At 64.4% G+C, this 14,397-nt stretch carries 14 protein-coding genes; 8 read left to right on the top strand and 6 right to left on the bottom strand.

Annotated features, from left to right (window positions below; translation table 11 throughout):
* Window positions 1-132 precede the first annotated feature (132 nt).
* The 3 genes from uvrD to HU735_RS02480 all read left to right on the top strand — a co-directional run bounded on the left by uvrD (window position 133) and on the right by HU735_RS02480 (window position 3,942).
* A complete protein-coding gene (uvrD, locus tag HU735_RS02490) occupies window positions 133-2,316 on the top strand; it encodes a DNA helicase II (protein WP_050707575.1) in 2,184 nt (727 codons plus the stop codon).
* Window positions 2,317-2,572: 256 nt separating this feature from the next.
* Window positions 2,573-3,421, top strand: a complete 849-nt coding sequence (locus HU735_RS02485; protein ID WP_062360080.1) for a TIM44-like domain-containing protein — start codon at window positions 2,573-2,575, stop codon at window positions 3,419-3,421.
* 113 nt (window positions 3,422-3,534) lie between these two features.
* Window positions 3,535-3,942, top strand: a complete 408-nt coding sequence (locus tag HU735_RS02480; protein WP_186712264.1) for an SMI1/KNR4 family protein — start codon at window positions 3,535-3,537, stop codon at window positions 3,940-3,942.
* A gap of 143 nt (window positions 3,943-4,085) precedes the next feature.
* Here HU735_RS02480 and HU735_RS02475 read toward each other — a convergent pair whose 3' ends face one another.
* Window positions 4,086-5,846: a cation:proton antiporter gene (locus tag HU735_RS02475; RefSeq protein ID WP_186712263.1), complete on the bottom strand. Its 1,761-nt coding sequence runs from the start codon at window positions 5,844-5,846 to the stop codon at window positions 4,086-4,088.
* A 326-nt stretch (window positions 5,847-6,172) separates the two neighbouring features.
* On the opposite strand from HU735_RS02475, the gene HU735_RS02470 reads away from it, so the two are divergent.
* On the top strand, window positions 6,173-6,658 hold the full coding sequence (locus HU735_RS02470) for an acyl-CoA thioesterase (RefSeq protein WP_023629682.1): 486 nt from the start codon (window positions 6,173-6,175) through the stop codon (window positions 6,656-6,658).
* Here HU735_RS02470 and pdxY read toward each other — a convergent pair.
* Window positions 6,655-7,527: a pyridoxal kinase PdxY gene (gene pdxY, locus HU735_RS02465; protein ID WP_186712262.1), complete on the bottom strand. Its 873-nt coding sequence runs from the start codon at window positions 7,525-7,527 to the stop codon at window positions 6,655-6,657. The genes HU735_RS02470 and pdxY overlap by 4 nt on opposite strands.
* Before the next feature lie 120 nt (window positions 7,528-7,647).
* On the opposite strand from pdxY, the gene HU735_RS02460 reads away from it, so the two are divergent.
* Window positions 7,648-8,040, top strand: coding sequence for a DUF3301 domain-containing protein (locus tag HU735_RS02460; RefSeq protein ID WP_050707579.1), 393 nt, complete (start codon window positions 7,648-7,650; stop codon window positions 8,038-8,040).
* Here the strand turns inward: HU735_RS02460 and HU735_RS02455 are convergent, their stop codons facing one another.
* Genes HU735_RS02455 through zigA form a run of 3 tightly spaced genes read right to left on the bottom strand, consistent with a single transcriptional unit; the run spans window position 8,041 to window position 10,890 of the window.
* Window positions 8,041-9,015, bottom strand: coding sequence for a CobW family GTP-binding protein (locus HU735_RS02455; protein WP_186712261.1), 975 nt, complete (start codon window positions 9,013-9,015; stop codon window positions 8,041-8,043).
* 52 nt (window positions 9,016-9,067) lie between these two features.
* On the bottom strand, window positions 9,068-9,685 hold the full coding sequence (locus HU735_RS02450; protein WP_186712260.1) for a DUF1826 domain-containing protein: 618 nt from the start codon (window positions 9,683-9,685) through the stop codon (window positions 9,068-9,070).
* Window positions 9,682-10,890, bottom strand: coding sequence for a zinc metallochaperone GTPase ZigA (gene zigA, locus HU735_RS02445; RefSeq protein ID WP_186712259.1), 1,209 nt, complete (start codon window positions 10,888-10,890; stop codon window positions 9,682-9,684). Before zigA ends, HU735_RS02450 begins: the two co-directional genes overlap by 4 nt.
* A 110-nt stretch (window positions 10,891-11,000) precedes the next feature.
* Here zigA and HU735_RS02440 point away from each other — a divergent pair, with 110 nt between their 5' ends.
* Both HU735_RS02440 and folE2 read left to right on the top strand, forming a co-directional pair.
* On the top strand, window positions 11,001-11,378 hold the full coding sequence (locus HU735_RS02440; RefSeq protein ID WP_186712258.1) for a glutamine synthetase: 378 nt from the start codon (window positions 11,001-11,003) through the stop codon (window positions 11,376-11,378).
* A gap of 24 nt (window positions 11,379-11,402) precedes the next feature.
* Window positions 11,403-12,284: a GTP cyclohydrolase FolE2 gene (gene folE2, locus HU735_RS02435; protein ID WP_186712257.1), complete on the top strand. Its 882-nt coding sequence runs from the start codon at window positions 11,403-11,405 to the stop codon at window positions 12,282-12,284.
* A 4-nt stretch (window positions 12,285-12,288) separates the two neighbouring features.
* On the opposite strand, the gene HU735_RS02430 is transcribed toward folE2, so the two are convergent.
* Complete coding sequence (locus tag HU735_RS02430; RefSeq protein ID WP_050707585.1) at window positions 12,289-12,816, bottom strand: DUF3617 domain-containing protein; 528 nt, start codon at window positions 12,814-12,816, stop codon at window positions 12,289-12,291.
* 129 nt (window positions 12,817-12,945) lie between these two features.
* Here HU735_RS02430 and cls point away from each other — a divergent pair, with 129 nt between their 5' ends.
* The gene (cls, locus tag HU735_RS02425) at window positions 12,946-14,385 is read left to right on the top strand and encodes a cardiolipin synthase (protein WP_186712256.1); all 1,440 of its coding nucleotides are present in this window, start codon (window positions 12,946-12,948) and stop codon (window positions 14,383-14,385) included.
* Window positions 14,386-14,397 lie beyond the last annotated feature (12 nt).

Genomic DNA, 14,397 nt, shown 5'->3' with positions numbered 1-14,397 from the left:
GTCTGCTGCGTCCAGGTCTGACCGCTCAACCACGGGTGCCAGGCGAGGCCACCGATGAACGGTCGAGCGCCCGCCCGGCGATTTGCGCCCAGGGCGTTTGCCCCTACCTTCGCGCGGCCATAGAATGCCCGGATGCATAATGACGACCTCTCCCTCCTGCTGAACTCCCTCAACGACGCTCAACGCCAGGCCGTGGCGGCCTCGGTGGGGCGCCAACTGGTGCTGGCCGGCGCCGGCTCGGGCAAGACCCGCGTGCTGGTGCACCGCATCGCCTGGCTGATCCAGGTCGAACAGGCCTCGCCGCACTCGATCCTGTCGGTGACCTTCACCAACAAGGCCGCGGCGGAAATGCGCCAGCGGATCGAGCAACTGCTGGGCATCAACCCGGCCGGCATGTGGGTCGGCACCTTCCACGGCCTGGCCCACCGCCTGCTGCGGGCGCACTGGCAGGAGGCGGGGCTGGCGCAGAACTTCCAGATCCTCGACAGCGACGACCAGCAGCGCCTGATCAAGCGGGTGATCCGCGAGATGGGCCTGGACGAGCAGAAGTGGCCGGCGCGCCAGGTCCAGTGGTTCATCAACGGGCAGAAGGACGAAGGCCTGCGACCGCGGCACATCCAGGCCAGCGGCGACCTGTTCCTGGCCACCATGCGCGACATCTATGTGGCCTACGAGCAGGCCTGCGACCGCGCCGGGGTCATCGACTTCTCCGAGCTGCTGCTGCGCGCCCTCGACCTGTGGCGCGACCACCCGGACCTGCTCAGGCACTACCAGCGCCGCTTCCGTCACCTGCTGGTGGACGAGTTCCAGGACACCAACGCCGTGCAGTACGCCTGGTTGCGCCTGCTGGCCTCCGGGGGCGACAGCCTGATGGCGGTGGGCGACGACGACCAGTCGATCTACGGCTGGCGCGGCGCCAAGATCGAGAACATCCACCAGTACACCGCCGACTTCCCGGACGCCGAGCTGATCCGCCTGGAGCAGAACTACCGCTCCACCGGCGGCATCCTCAAGGCCGCCAACGCCCTGATCGCCAACAACAGCGGGCGCCTGGGCAAGGAGCTGTGGACCGACATGGGCGAGGGCGAACCGCTCACGCTCTATGCCGCGTACAACGAGCACGACGAAGCGCGCTATGTAGTCGAGACCATCGAAAGCCTGGTCAAGCAGGGCAACGCGCGCAGCGAGATCGCCATCCTGTACCGATCCAACGCCCAGTCGCGGGTACTTGAAGAGGCCCTGCTGCGCGAACGCATCCCCTACCGCATCTATGGCGGCCAGCGCTTCTTCGAGCGCGCCGAGATCAAGAACGCCATGGCCTACCTGCGCCTGCTCGAAGGTCGCGGCAACGACGCGGCGCTGGAGCGGGTGATCAACGTGCCGCCACGGGGCATCGGCGAAAAGACCGTCGAGGCCATCCGCGACCACGCCCGCCACAGCCAGCTGTCGATGTGGGAAGCCATGTGCCAGCTGCTCGCCGCCAAAGCCCTCAAGGGCCGCGCCGCCAGCGCCCTGGGCGCGTTCATCGAGCTGCTCGAGAACCTCGCCGCCAAGGTGCTGGACATGCCGCTGCACCTGATGACCCAGACCGTCATCGAGCAGTCCGGGCTGATCGTCTACCACCAGGAAGAAAAAGGCGAGAAAGGCCAGGCACGGGTGGAAAACCTTGAGGAACTGGTCAGCGCGGCGCGCAACTTCGAGACCAGCGACGAAGACGCCGACCTCTCGCCGCTGTCGGCGTTCCTCGGCCACGCCTCGCTGGAGGCCGGCGACACCCAGGCCGACGAGCACGAGGACAGCATCCAGCTGATGACCCTGCACAGTGCCAAGGGCCTGGAGTTCCCGTACGTGTTCCTGGTGGGCATGGAGGAAGGCCTGTTCCCACACAAGATGAGCCTGGAAGAGCCCGGCCGCCTCGAAGAGGAGCGCCGCCTGGCCTACGTGGGCATCACCCGGGCCATGCGCCAGCTGGTCATGACCTACGCCGAGACCCGCCGCCTGTATGGCAGCGAGACCTACAACAAGGTATCGCGCTTCGTCCGGGAGATCCCCGCCGGGCTGGTGCAGGAGGTACGCCTGTCGAATACCGTCAGCCGTCCGTTCGGCGGCGCGAAGACGCCGGCCAGCAGCCTGTTCGCCAACGCCAGCATCCCGCAGACCGCCTTCAGCCTCGGCCAGCGGGTACAGCATGCGGTGTTCGGCGAAGGCGTGATCCTCAACTTCGAGGGCTCCGGCGCCCAGGCACGGGTGCAGGTGAACTTCTCCGAGGGCAGCAAGTGGCTGATGCTGGGCTACGCCAAGCTGGAAGCTATCTGACCGAACTGAACGACAGGCCTCTGTAGGAGCGGCCTCGCGCCGCGAAAGGGCCGCAAAGCGGCCCCGACAATTTCAGCGTCACACCGTAACAGGGGCTGCTGCGCAGCCCTTTCGCGGCACAAGGCCGCTCCTACAGGTGAACGCATAAATCCGGGCGATCAGGCAAAAGCTCGAAACATCTTGTCGCTGGCTATGTCTGCCAGTTCATGTGCACCATGACGCGCGTGCAATCCACACAAACGGGAATCCCCATCTTATGCAACGTTTTCTTAGCATCGCTCTGGCGCTCTGCGTCGGCCTGACGCTGAGCCTCGACGCCAACGCCAAGCGCTTCGGTGGTGGCAAGAGCTCGGGCTCCGCGCCTATCCACCAGACCCGCCAGGCCACCCCGACCACGCCTGCCGCCGCCCCGACCGCTCCTGGCCGCGCACCCGCTGCCGCCAGCGGTGCCTCGCGCTGGCTGGGCCCACTCGCCGGCCTCGCCGCCGGTGGCCTGTTGGCCTCCATGTTCATGGGCGACGGCTTCGATGGCATGCAGATCCTCGATTTCCTGATCATGGGCCTGATCGCCTTCCTGGTCTTCCGCTTCATCGCCGCGCGCCGTCGCCAGCAGCAGCCGCAACACGCTGCCGCCGGCCACGCCCCGTACCAGCGCGAAGCCCAGCCGCAGGCCGCCCCGCAGTCGATCTTCGGCGGCTCCGCCGCACCGGTCGCCTCGCCTGTGATCAACGCCCCGGCCTGGTTCAACGAAGCCAGCTTCCTGTCCGCCGCCCGTTCGCACTTCCAGTCGCTGCAGCAGCACTGGGACGCCAATGAGATGGACAAGATCGCCGAGTTCGTCACCCCGCAGATGCTCGAGTTCCTCAAGCGCGAGCGCGCCGAGCAGGGTGAAGGCTTCCAGTCCACCTACATCGACGACCTCGATGTGCAACTGGACGGCGTTGACGAGCGTGCCGACCAGACCGACGCCACCCTGACCTTCCGTGGCGTGTCGAAGACCTCGCGCTTCGACCAGGGCGAAGCCTTCAGCGAAAGCTGGCACATGGTTCGCGCCCATGGCGAAAACCAGCCTTGGCTGCTGGCCGGTATCCGCCAAAACGGTTAACCGTCGCACGTTGCAGAAAAAACCCCGGGCCTGTCCCGGGGTTTTTGCTTTTGCCAGAGCGGCCTACTAGGGTATAACGCGCAGCGTTGTCATAAGGTCAGAGGATGTGAACCGTGGAAGAAGTGATCGAACAACTCCGTGAAGCCAACGAGCCGGTACCGGTGCCGCTGGAACTGCCGGACGAGGATCAGCTGGTCGAGATCGAGGAAGAGCTGTTCATCAACATCCCGTTCGTGTTCAAGGAATACCTGCTGACCGTCAGTGACGTGGTGTACGGCAGCCTCGAGCCGGTGACCGTGACCGATCCGCAATCCCACACCTACCTGCCGGAAGTGGCGGCCAACGCCTGGGACACCGGTGTGCCCCGCGACCTCATTCCCATCTGCCAGGACGGTGACGACTACTACTGCGTCGAAGAGGACGGCACCGTGGTGCTGTGGTCCGGCGAAGAAGAAATCGTCACCGAGGAAAGCTGGGAATCGGTCTGGCACTGGGCGCGGGATGTCTGGCTGGAAAGCTGAATGAGAAATACCCGCATAAAGTGATGGCTTATAGCTACCAATCACTCGTAGAATCGCCAGGCTCTCTGCGCCTGGCGACACTGCTACCGCTCCATCCCCTCGGACGACGGTGAAATCTTGCGCAGAAAGCGTTAACCGCGCGCTCAGTGCGAATGATCGCGGTTGTTCTCCAGCGTCTCCAGCAATGCCACCTGCATCCGCGTATGCACTCGGATCAGCCAGCGCCACAGCAGTGCCACCACCACCGCCGCCACCACGACGATGACCAGCAGCAGTTCGCTGGTCGGCAGGATGCTTGCCGACAAGGCCGACAGCAGCAGGAAGATCACCAGCAGTGACAGCAGCGGAATCACCTCGGCGATCACCCGCCGTACCCGCTGGGTATGCCGCCCGGCCATCTCGGGTTTGACGCCCATCTCCGCCAGCAACATCGACAGCGCCTTGAGCTTGCGATACGCCGCGATCAGGAACGGCAGCGACAGCAGCAATGCCGCGCCCCAGATCAGTGCCTTCTGCTGGCCGGCATCCGCCACCCACTCGCTCAGCCAGTTACCGATGCGCCCGGCGAAATAACCGCCACTGAAGAAGATCGCGATCACCAGCGCCAGGTTGACCCCGACCTGCAGCAGAATGCGTCGGATCATCGCCGCCAGCATGGCCCCCTCGCCCTGCGGCTGGATGCTGCGCAACCATTCGCCGTACAACGACAGCACCCGTGCCACGCGGCTCGGCACCACCTTGCCCAGCCTGATCGACAGTGGGTCAGCAGCCCGGATCAGGTACGGCGTCAGCAAGGTGGTGATGGCCGACACCGCCACTGCGACCGGATAGAGAAAGTCGCTGGTGACCTGCAAGGTCACCCCCAGGGCGGCGATGATGAAAGAGAACTCGCCGATCTGCGAAAGCCCCATCCCCACGCGCAACGAGGTGCGCCCGTCGTTGCCGGCGATGAACGCGCCCATGCCGCAGGAGAGCATCTTGCCCAGCACCACCGCCAGGGTGATGACCACGATCGGCCAGGCGTACTCGACCAGGATCGATGGATCGATCATCAAGCCGATGGCGACGAAGAAGATGGCGCTGAACAGGTCGCGAACCGGCTCGATCAGCCGTTCGATCTTCAGCAGCTGGCGCGACTCGGCCATGATCGCGCCGATCAGGAAGGCGCCAAGCACCATGCTGTACTCGAGCTTGACCACCAGCAGGCAGAAGCCGAAGCACAGGCCCAGCACGGTGATCAGCAGCATCTCGTTGCTTTCGAATTTCGCCACGTAGGCCAGCAGCCGCGGCACCAGCAGGATGCCGATGACCAGCGCGACGATCATGAACAGCGACAGCTTGCCCACGGTGGAGAACACTTCGCCGGAACTTACCGAGCCGCTGACGGCAATGCCCGACAGCAGCGCGATGATGCCGATGCCGAGGATGTCCTCGACGATCAGCACGCCGAAGATCAGCTGGGCGAAACGCTCGTTCTTCATCTTCAGGTCGTTGAGCGCCTTGACGATGATGGTGGTCGAGGAGATCGCCAGGATCGCCCCGAGGAACAGCGAATCCATGGTGTTCCAGCCGAACCAGCGACCGATCTCGAAACCGATCCAGATCATCAGGACGATTTCCAGGAACGCCGCGATGAAAGCCGTGGCGCCGACCTTGAACAGCTTGCGCAGGCTGAACTCCAGGCCCAGGCAGAACATCAGGAAGATCACCCCAAGTTCGGCCAGGGTCTTGATGGTGTCTTCGTCGTGGATCAGGCCGAACGGCGGCGTGTGCGGGCCGATGATGAAACCGGCGACGATGTAACCCAGCACCACTGGCTGCTTGAGGCGATGAAAGAGGATGGTGACCACCCCGGCAACCAGCATGATCACCGCCAGGTCCTGGATGAAGCTGATGGCATGCATGGCGTGATACTCCTTGTTTTCGGTGCTCGGGGCGAACCGCTCCTCTGCCGGACGATCCTTCGGCGCGGAGCTGGCACATACTGTTGTGATAGACGCAAAAGCCCACGTTGCATGGGCGTCGTCAGGTTAACATCGCGCCTTGCCACAAATTGCCGATGCAATATGCAGAAACAGATCGGCCGATTCGACACCGCCGATGGCAAGATTGGCGTGACGATGGAGCGTCAGCCGACGTCCCGTACCAGGATGGGAAACCTCAACGAGGGGAAACAGAAGTGTCTGCAGATACCCGCCCCGAATCCGTGCAAATTCACCGTGAGCTCTCTATGGAACCTGGAAACGCCCAGCTGACCATGACCGTCCTGATGACACCGGACATGGCCAACTTCTCTGGCAACGTACACGGCGGCACCCTGCTCAAGTACCTCGACGAAGTCGCCTATGCCTGCGCCAGCCGCTATGCCGGCACCTATGTGGTGACCCTGTCGGTGGACCAGGTGATCTTCCGCGAACCGGTGCATGTCGGCGAGCTGGTGACCTTCCTGGCCTCGGTCAACTACACCGGCAACACCTCGATGGAGGTGGGCATCAAGGTGGTCACCGAGAACATCCGCGAGCGCTCGGTGCGCCACTCCAACAGCTGCTTCTTCACCATGGTCGCGGTGGACGACGACCGTCGCCCGGTGAAGGTGCCACCGCGCCAGCCGCAGAGCAGCGAGGAGAAGCGCCGCTTCCTGCAGGGCCAGCAACGCCGCCAGATCCGCCAGGAGCTGGAACAGCGCTACCAGAACCTCAAGACTGATTCGATCTAGTAGAGCAAACGCTGCGCCTCGAAGCGCACCCGCGGGTGGGCGATGCGATCCTGGGCCCGCACCAGCTGCAGTTCATAGCTGGTGCAGGCCTGGGTTTCCAGCAGCACTTCATGCACGGCGGCGGCGGTGAATTCGAAAGCCTGCAACCAGTCGTCACCCAGCAGCACGCGGGCGAGGAACAGCCCGGAGGTCAGGTCGCCCACGCCTACCGGCTGGCGTGGGAAGGCCAGCAAGGGCCGGCGCAGGTGCCAGCTGGCATCGCGGGTCACCAGCAGCATCTCGAAGGCATCGTCCGCCCGCTGTGGATAATTCAGGTGCTTGACCAGCACCACCTGCGGCCCGCGCTCCAGCAACCCGCGCGCCATGCTCACGCAATCTTCCAGCGACTGCGCGCGACGGCCACAGAAGCTGTCCAGCTCGAGCTGGTTCGGGCACAGGATATCGGCCTTGGCGACCGCCTCCTCGAGCAGGAACTCGCTGACCTCCGCCGGTACGATGCAGCCCTTCTCGGCATGCCCCATCACCGGGTCGCACAGGTACAGGGCCTTGGGATTGACCGCCTTGATCCGCTCGACGCCAGCCAGGATCGCCCGCCCCTGCTCGGCACTGCCCAGGTAGCCCGACAACACCGCATCGCAATGGCCCAGCTCACCGATATTGGAAATGCCTTCCACCAACGCGGGAATTTGCGCTGGGGCAAGCACTTCCCCGGCCCACTGTCCATACTGAGTATGGTTGGAGAACTGTACGGTGTTGAGCGGCCAGACGTTGACCCCGACCCGCTGCATGGGAAACACCGCGGCGCTGTTGCCGGCGTGTCCAAAGACCACGTGGGACTGAATGGCGAGCAGGTGCGGCGTACGTTTCATGCGGGACGATTCCGAAACTGTGTGAATAAGTGTGCGGCCCGCAGTATGAACCTGATTGCCATCTGTACGACAGGCCAGAGACGCAGTTAAGCTGGATCGACCTGTCTGGAGCTTACGCAAATGCTGACCCTGGAAAACCTCTTCGTCCTGATGCTGGTGGCGACCGCAGGCGCCTGGCTGTGGCACAACCACGGGCTGCGCGAAAAGGCCCTGGCACGGGTCAAGCAGCATTGCGCCAAGCTCGACCTGGAGTTGCTCGACGACGCCGTGGCGCTGAAGCGCATCGCCTTCGTGCGTGACGCCAATGGCAGGAAGCGCCTGGCGCGCATCTACAACTTCGAGTTCACCGTCACCGGCGAACAGCGCCACCCCGGCACCGTCACCCAGTTCGGCGCCCACACCATGCAGATCGAGCTCGCGCCCTATCCGTTCGAGATCAAGACCCCGCCGCGTGCCGACAACGTCATCGAGATGCAGCAGTGGCGCCAGGAGCATAACCGCTGGCGCAATTGATCAACGGATCAGCTGGCAGCCGCCGATGGCCGCTTGCAGGGCCTGCAAGGGTTGCGGCTGATCGAAGATCAGCTCGATGCGCGAGTCCTTGCGCCATTCGCTGGGCCGCCACTCCAGCGTCCCGCCTTCCAGTCCGTTGAACGACTGCCAGCCTTCGGTGCTGTGGATAACACCTTTCGCCCGGCGCCACGGCCATTGCTCGAGCACACCACGCAGAACGGCCTCGTCGAAGCATTGGTCGGGATGCCAGCGCCAGCCGACGCTCCAACTTCCCTCACCCTGCTGAAACTGGCAGATCGGCTGTCGCGGATCGGTCCACAGGGTGGGCAACGGCACCGCACCGTTATCCACAGGCAGTCTGCCAGGGTCGACAGTACCTGCCGCCACGGGGGTTGAAACAGGCAATGCAGCAAGCGGCAGTATCCCGTGATCCGTCCAGCGCGCCGGTATTGCGGGTAGTGATGCAGTTATCAACAAGCGTTCGGCTTCATCCACAACGCTCGCCTTGTTGAACACCAGCAACCCCGCCTTCGCCAGTGCCTGGCGCTGAGCCCCGGGCAGGACGTCGCCCCGGGACAGCGCCGCGGCATCCAGCACCATCAGCAGTGGCTGGACCGACAGCACGCCAGTCCAGGGCGCACGCCCCAGCTGCTCCAGCAACTCGACCGGGTGACCGAGGCCGGACGGTTCGATGAACAGGCGGTCCGGGCGAGCCTTGCGCAGCAAGCGGCCAAGCCCCACCTGGAACGGCGCGCCATTGACGCAGCACAGGCAGCCTCCCGCCACTTCACCGATGGCGATGCCCGCCTCGTCGCGGCTGAGCAAGGCGGCATCAAGGCCGACCTGGCCGAACTCGTTGACCAGCACGGCCCAGCGCTCACCAGCCGGACGCTGGTCCAGCAGGTGGCGAATCAGGCTGGTCTTGCCGGCGCCGAGTGGGCCGGCGATTACATGGGTGGGGATGTTCTGCAGCATGGCTCGGTATCGGGGTGGATTGATGGCAGTCTATACCGCCGGGCCCCGCGATTCATGCCAACCAATCCAGGCTCAGCAACAACCGGCGCTCCCCGGCAGGCGTCAGTGGTGACCGGTGGACCAATCCCGCGCCCTCGTTGCCCAGCCACTTCTCGCCCTTCAGCAAAGCCACCTCTCCCGCCGCCAGGCGCCGAACCTTATCCACAGGCGGCGACGACTGCTGCAAGCGCGCGCGATCGATCGCTCCCTCCGCCAGCCATTCGCTGCCCGCACCGGCATAGGTGCTGAGCAGGCGCACCGGCACATGGTCCACATGCATGCGCGGGCACATCGCCCCGTCCAGTACCCGCACGCGCACACCGAGACGACGGGCGCCCAGCAGGCAGGTGTACGCGGCCACCAGCCAAGCCACATCCGCGACGAAACCGTCATAGCCGTGCAGATCGGCGGCCTCCCTGAGCAAACCGGGCAAGGCTGGCGGGTGACGTTCATCCACCTCGATCACCCGCTCATCGGCCAGGGGTTGGCCAAGGCTGAGCACCAGGTTGGCGAAGTCCTCCACCTGGGCCGGCAGGCGGCGCTGCCAGACCGCCAGGTTGACGCCATCCTGAAGAATGTCGGTCATCACCTGGGGTGATTCACCGAACACCTGGCGGATATCCACAGTCATGCCACCGCGTCCTCATGCCAGGCCCCGAAAGGATCGGGCAGACGCAGCCAGGCCATCGGCCCCGATTCCATCTCGTCGTCCGTGAGCAGGCAGGCCTCCAGCGCTGTGGATAACCGCTGGAAGTCGATGTCCTGCCCGATGAACACCAGTTCCTGACGGCAATCGCCGCTTTCCACCGACCACTGCTTGAGGATCGCCGCAGTGTTCTCTTCGTCCTGCGGCCATTGCTCGCGTGGCACGAAGCGCCACCAGCGCCCCGCCAGGCCGTGACGCATCATGCCACCGGCCTGGGACCAGCTCCCGGCCTCCTGGTATTTGCTGGCCAGCCAGAAGAAGCCCTTGGAACGCAGCAACCGTCCATTGCTCCAGGGCGTGTGGATAAAGTCGTAGAAGCGCTGCGGGTGGAACGGTCGACGTGCCTGCCAGGTGCTGGCGGCGATGCCGTATTCCTCGGTTTCCGGCACATGCTCGCCACGCAGTTCGCGCAACCAGCCCGGAGCCTGGGCCGCCTGATCGAAATCGAACAGGCCGGTATCGAGGATGCGCGACAGCGCCACCTGGCCCATCACCATCGGCACGATCTGCGCCCGGGCATTGAGGCTGCGCAGGATGGCCACCAGTTCCTCGCGGTCAGACTGGCTGATCAGGTCGATCTTGCTCAGCAACAGCACGTCGGCGAACTCGACCTGCTCGATCAGCAGGTCGCTGATCGAGCGCTCGTCCTGTTCACCCAAGGTCTCGCCACGGCTGGCGAGACTCTCGGCGGCCTGGTAGTCACGCAGGAAGTTCAGCCCGTCGACCACGGTGACCATGGTGTCCAGGCGCGCCATGTCGGAGAGGCTGCGCCCCTGCTCGTCGCGAAAGGTGAAGGTCTCGGCGACCGGCAGCGGCTCGGATATGCCGGTCGACTCGATCAGCAGGTAATCGAAGCGGCCCTCACTCGCCAACCGCGCCACCTCTTCCAGCAGGTCCTCGCGCAAGGTGCAGCAGATGCAGCCGTTGCTCATCTCCACCAGTTTTTCTTCGGCCCGGTTCAGGCTGACGTTGCGCTGGACCTCGCTGGCATCAATGTTGATTTCACTCATGTCGTTGACGATCACGGCGACGCGCAGGTTGTCGCGGTTGCGCAGGACATGGTTGAGCAGCGTGCTCTTGCCGGCGCCGAGAAAGCCGGACAGCACGGTGACAGGGAGACGGTTGGGCATGACTAACCTCATCGGGCAGGCGCATTCGAATCGATGCATTGCATAATGTTATATTATAACAATACAATTTCGCCAAGCCGTGTCGACCGAACGGTTGTCTGGAGAGCGTCATGAAATCATCCGGCCTCGCTGCCCTACTGCTGCTCACAGCACCCACGCAGCTTTTCGCCATGCCCCACACCGACCTCGCCCTGTGCACCCGCAGCGCGACCCTGCTCGCCTGCCAGGATGGCCAAGGCAACTACTACAGCGTGCGTACCGAAGGCAGCACCTTCTACCTGCGTGGCTACGAAGTGGCAGGCAAACGCCTGTGGGCTCAGACCAACAGCCGCTACGACACGCTGACCTTCTTCACCGGGCTGGCCAGCGACGGTGAAGCCTGGGTGGGCTACAGCCGCCGCATCGGCTGGACCACCCTCAACCGTGTTTCCAGCTCCAGCGGTCAACGCTTCAACCTGCACTGCAGCCTTGTCGGCGGTTGCCGCTGACTGCCATCACTTCAGGATTCTTCCATGTCTAGCCTTGCCCTTCCCGACATCGCCGCACAGAGCAACCAGCAGGCACTGCCGCTGGACTGGGTCGGCATGTGCGGTATCGCCCTGCCGCTGCTGGTCGACGGACGCAGCCTCGGCGCCCACGCCGATGCCGGCGTGAGCCTTGATGACGGCGCAGCCCGGGGCATCCACATGTCACGGTTGTACCTGGCGCTGGAAGCGCTGGAACAACAAGCCTTGAGCCCCCGGCTGATTCGCCGGACGCTCGAGCATTTTCTTGCCAGCCACGAGGGCCTTTCGAACACCGCCTACCTGCGTCTGGCGTTCGATCACCTGCTCAAACGCCCGGCGCTGGTCAGCCCGCTGGCAGGCTGGAAACGCTACCCGGTGAGCATCGAAGCCCAGCTGAAAGATGAAATGTTCCACGTGGAACTATCGGTGCACATTCCCTACTCCTCGACCTGCCCATGCTCGGCGGCGCTGGCCAGGCAGCTGATCCAGGCGCAGTTCGACCGGGACTTCGCTGATCAGTCGCTGGAGCGGGAACGTGTTCGCCAATGGCTTGGCAGCAGCGACGGCATCGTTGCGACACCCCACAGCCAGAGGAGCCTGGCCAAGCTGCAGGTCCGCCTGGACGGCGATGAGTTCAGACTGACTGAGTTGATCGAGACAGCGGAGGCAGCCTTGGGCACGGCCGTACAGACGGCAGTGAAGCGCGCCGACGAGCAGGCCTTTGCCCTGGCCAATGGACAGAACCTGATGTTCTGCGAGGATGCCGCCCGCCGCCTGCATGCGGCCTTGCGAACGCTAGCGGGCGTGAGTGGCTTCAGCGTGCGCGTGGAACATGCAGAGAGCCTGCATGCCCACGACGCGGTGGCGGTCAGTCGCTATCGCTGGTGACAGATCAGGTACGCGGTTTGACTGTTCCACAGTCATTCCCAAGCCAGACCGCCCGGGTGTCCATGCTGCCCTGCTGCTGAACCCCGGATGCATTGAAGGTGCCGTTGACCTTGGTCAGGAACTCCCGGTCGCTGAGGAAGGTGGCCTGGCCGTTACCCTGGGCCTTGGGGCAACTGAACTGGAACTTCCAGACATTGCCATTGCGCTCGGTGATCTTCTGCGTGCACCCGGACTGCGGATCCTGCAGCGGAATGTCATTGGTCTTGACCTGCTCCGCAGTCAGGCACGAGCGCACCCCCTTGCCCCCCACCGTGATGCCCTGCTTGGCCAGGGCACCCTCCATCATCGCCCGTTGCTCGGGTGGCAGGTTCTTCAACTGACCGAGCATGAACTCCATGTCCGGCAGCGGCTTGCCATCGACCTGCATGTTGCTGGTGGTCAGTTCCCACAGGCCGGGTTGCAGCATCTGCGCATGAACCAGCGGGCTACCCAGCCCCAGTACCAGGGCGAGCAGTGGCAGACGAATCTTCATGGATGAAAGCTCCTCGAAATACCGGCTCCGGCCGGACTGAGCCGTTAGACGTCAAAATCGCCTTTGGGTTGCAGGCACACCCTCGAACGTGGTCTGTTAGCAGCAGTGCTCTCGGCAAGCAGGATGCGTATGGATTTCCACAGCCCCTACTTCTTCGGTTACTTGCTCGGCCTGATTCATCTGCTCGGCCTCATCGCCGCGCTGCATGCGGTATTCACCGTGCGCACCGCCCAAGGTGCGATCGCCTGGGCCATGTCGCTGCTGTTCATCCCCTACCTCACCCTCATCCCCTACCTGGTGTTCGGCGCCCGTTCCTTCTATGCCTATATCCAGGCGCGGCGTCAGGCCAACCAGGAAATGCACGTGGCCATGGCCAACCTGAACTGGCGGCCCTGGGTGGAGGAAGCGCTGACCGCCCGCGAGTCCGACAGCTACGCCGCCCTGCGCGCCATGCCCAAGCTGGGGCGCATGCCCTGCCTGGCCAACAACGAGGTGAAGCTGCTGATCGATGGCGCCGCCACCTTCGAGGCGATCTTCTCGGCCATCCGCATGGCGCGGGACACCGTGCTGGTGCAATTCTTCATCATCCATGACGACGCCCTCGGCCGGGAGTTGCAGCAACTGCTGCTGCGCAAGGCCGCCGAAGGCGTACGGGTGTTCGTGCTGTACGACCGCGTCGGCAGCCATGCCCTGCCGGCCAGCTACAGCCAGGTGCTGCGCGACGGCGGCGTGCAGATCGAGGCGTTCGCCACCCGGCGCGGCTGGTTCAATCGTTTCCAGGTCAACTTCCGCAACCACCGCAAGATCGTCGTGGTCGATGGCCTGCTCGGGTTTCTCGGCGGCCATAACGTAGGAGACGAATACCTCGGGGCACACCCCAAGCTGTCACCGTGGCGCGACACCCATGTACAGATCGGCGGCCCGGTGCTGGCCTGCCTGCAGGAGTCCTTCGCCGAAGACTGGTACTGGGCCACGCGCCAGCTGCCGCCGCTGATCCTGCCCGACGTCTACCCGGAGAACGGCGTGCTGTGCCAGGCCTTGGCCAGCGGCCCGGCCGATCCACAGGAAACCTGTGCGCTGTTCTTCCTCGAGGCGATTCACTCGGCTACCCGACGGGTGTGGATCACCAGCCCCTATTTCATCCCCGACGAAGCCATCTTCGCCGCCCTGCGCCTGGCGGTGCTGCGGGGTGTCGACGTGCGCATCCTGATTCCCTCGCGCCCCGACCACCGCATCGTCTACGCCGCCTCCAGCCTGTTCGCCTTCGAGGCGGTGCGCGCCGGGGTGCGCATGTTCCGCTACCTGCCGGGCTTCCTGCACCAGAAGGTGGTGCTGGTGGACGATGAGGTCAGCGCCATCGGCAGCGCCAACCTCGACAACCGCTCGTTCCGGCTGAACTTCGAGATCACCCTGCTGACCGTGGACCGTGCTTTCGCCGACCAGGTCGAACAGATGCTGGAGAATGACTTCGAGCAGGCCCGGGAGATCACCGCGGAGGACAGCCGCGACACCCATCGCCTGCAACAGCTGGGGATGCGCATCGCGCGGCTGATTTCACCGATCCTGTAGCCCGGCGAGCCT

This window comes from Pseudomonas sp. BW16M2, from assembly GCF_014268865.1.
GTDB classification, from domain to species: domain Bacteria; phylum Pseudomonadota; class Gammaproteobacteria; order Pseudomonadales; family Pseudomonadaceae; genus Aquipseudomonas; species Aquipseudomonas peradeniyensis.
This window is presented reverse-complemented; position numbering and strand designations above follow the sequence as displayed.

Excerpts from the sequence above, each read along its gene's own strand:
- uvrD (WP_050707575.1), top strand. The coding sequence starts at position 133 with ATGCATAATGACGACCTCTCCCTCCTGCTGAACTCCCTCAACGACGCT.
- HU735_RS02485 (WP_062360080.1), top strand. The coding sequence starts at position 2,573 with ATGCAACGTTTTCTTAGCATCGCTCTGGCGCTCTGCGTCGGCCTGACG.
- HU735_RS02475 (WP_186712263.1), bottom strand. The coding sequence starts at position 5,846 with ATGCATGCCATCAGCTTCATCCAGGACCTGGCGGTGATCATGCTGGTT.
- HU735_RS02470 (WP_023629682.1), top strand. The coding sequence starts at position 6,173 with ATGGAACCTGGAAACGCCCAGCTGACCATGACCGTCCTGATGACACCG.
- pdxY (WP_186712262.1), bottom strand. The coding sequence starts at position 7,527 with ATGAAACGTACGCCGCACCTGCTCGCCATTCAGTCCCACGTGGTCTTT.
- HU735_RS02460 (WP_050707579.1), top strand. The coding sequence starts at position 7,648 with ATGCTGACCCTGGAAAACCTCTTCGTCCTGATGCTGGTGGCGACCGCA.
- HU735_RS02455 (WP_186712261.1), bottom strand. The coding sequence starts at position 9,015 with ATGCTGCAGAACATCCCCACCCATGTAATCGCCGGCCCACTCGGCGCC.
- HU735_RS02450 (WP_186712260.1), bottom strand. The coding sequence starts at position 9,685 with ATGACTGTGGATATCCGCCAGGTGTTCGGTGAATCACCCCAGGTGATG.
- zigA (WP_186712259.1), bottom strand. The coding sequence starts at position 10,890 with ATGCCCAACCGTCTCCCTGTCACCGTGCTGTCCGGCTTTCTCGGCGCC.
- HU735_RS02440 (WP_186712258.1), top strand. The coding sequence starts at position 11,001 with ATGAAATCATCCGGCCTCGCTGCCCTACTGCTGCTCACAGCACCCACG.
- folE2 (WP_186712257.1), top strand. The coding sequence starts at position 11,403 with ATGTCTAGCCTTGCCCTTCCCGACATCGCCGCACAGAGCAACCAGCAG.
- HU735_RS02430 (WP_050707585.1), bottom strand. The coding sequence starts at position 12,816 with ATGAAGATTCGTCTGCCACTGCTCGCCCTGGTACTGGGGCTGGGTAGC.
- cls (WP_186712256.1), top strand. The coding sequence starts at position 12,946 with ATGGATTTCCACAGCCCCTACTTCTTCGGTTACTTGCTCGGCCTGATT.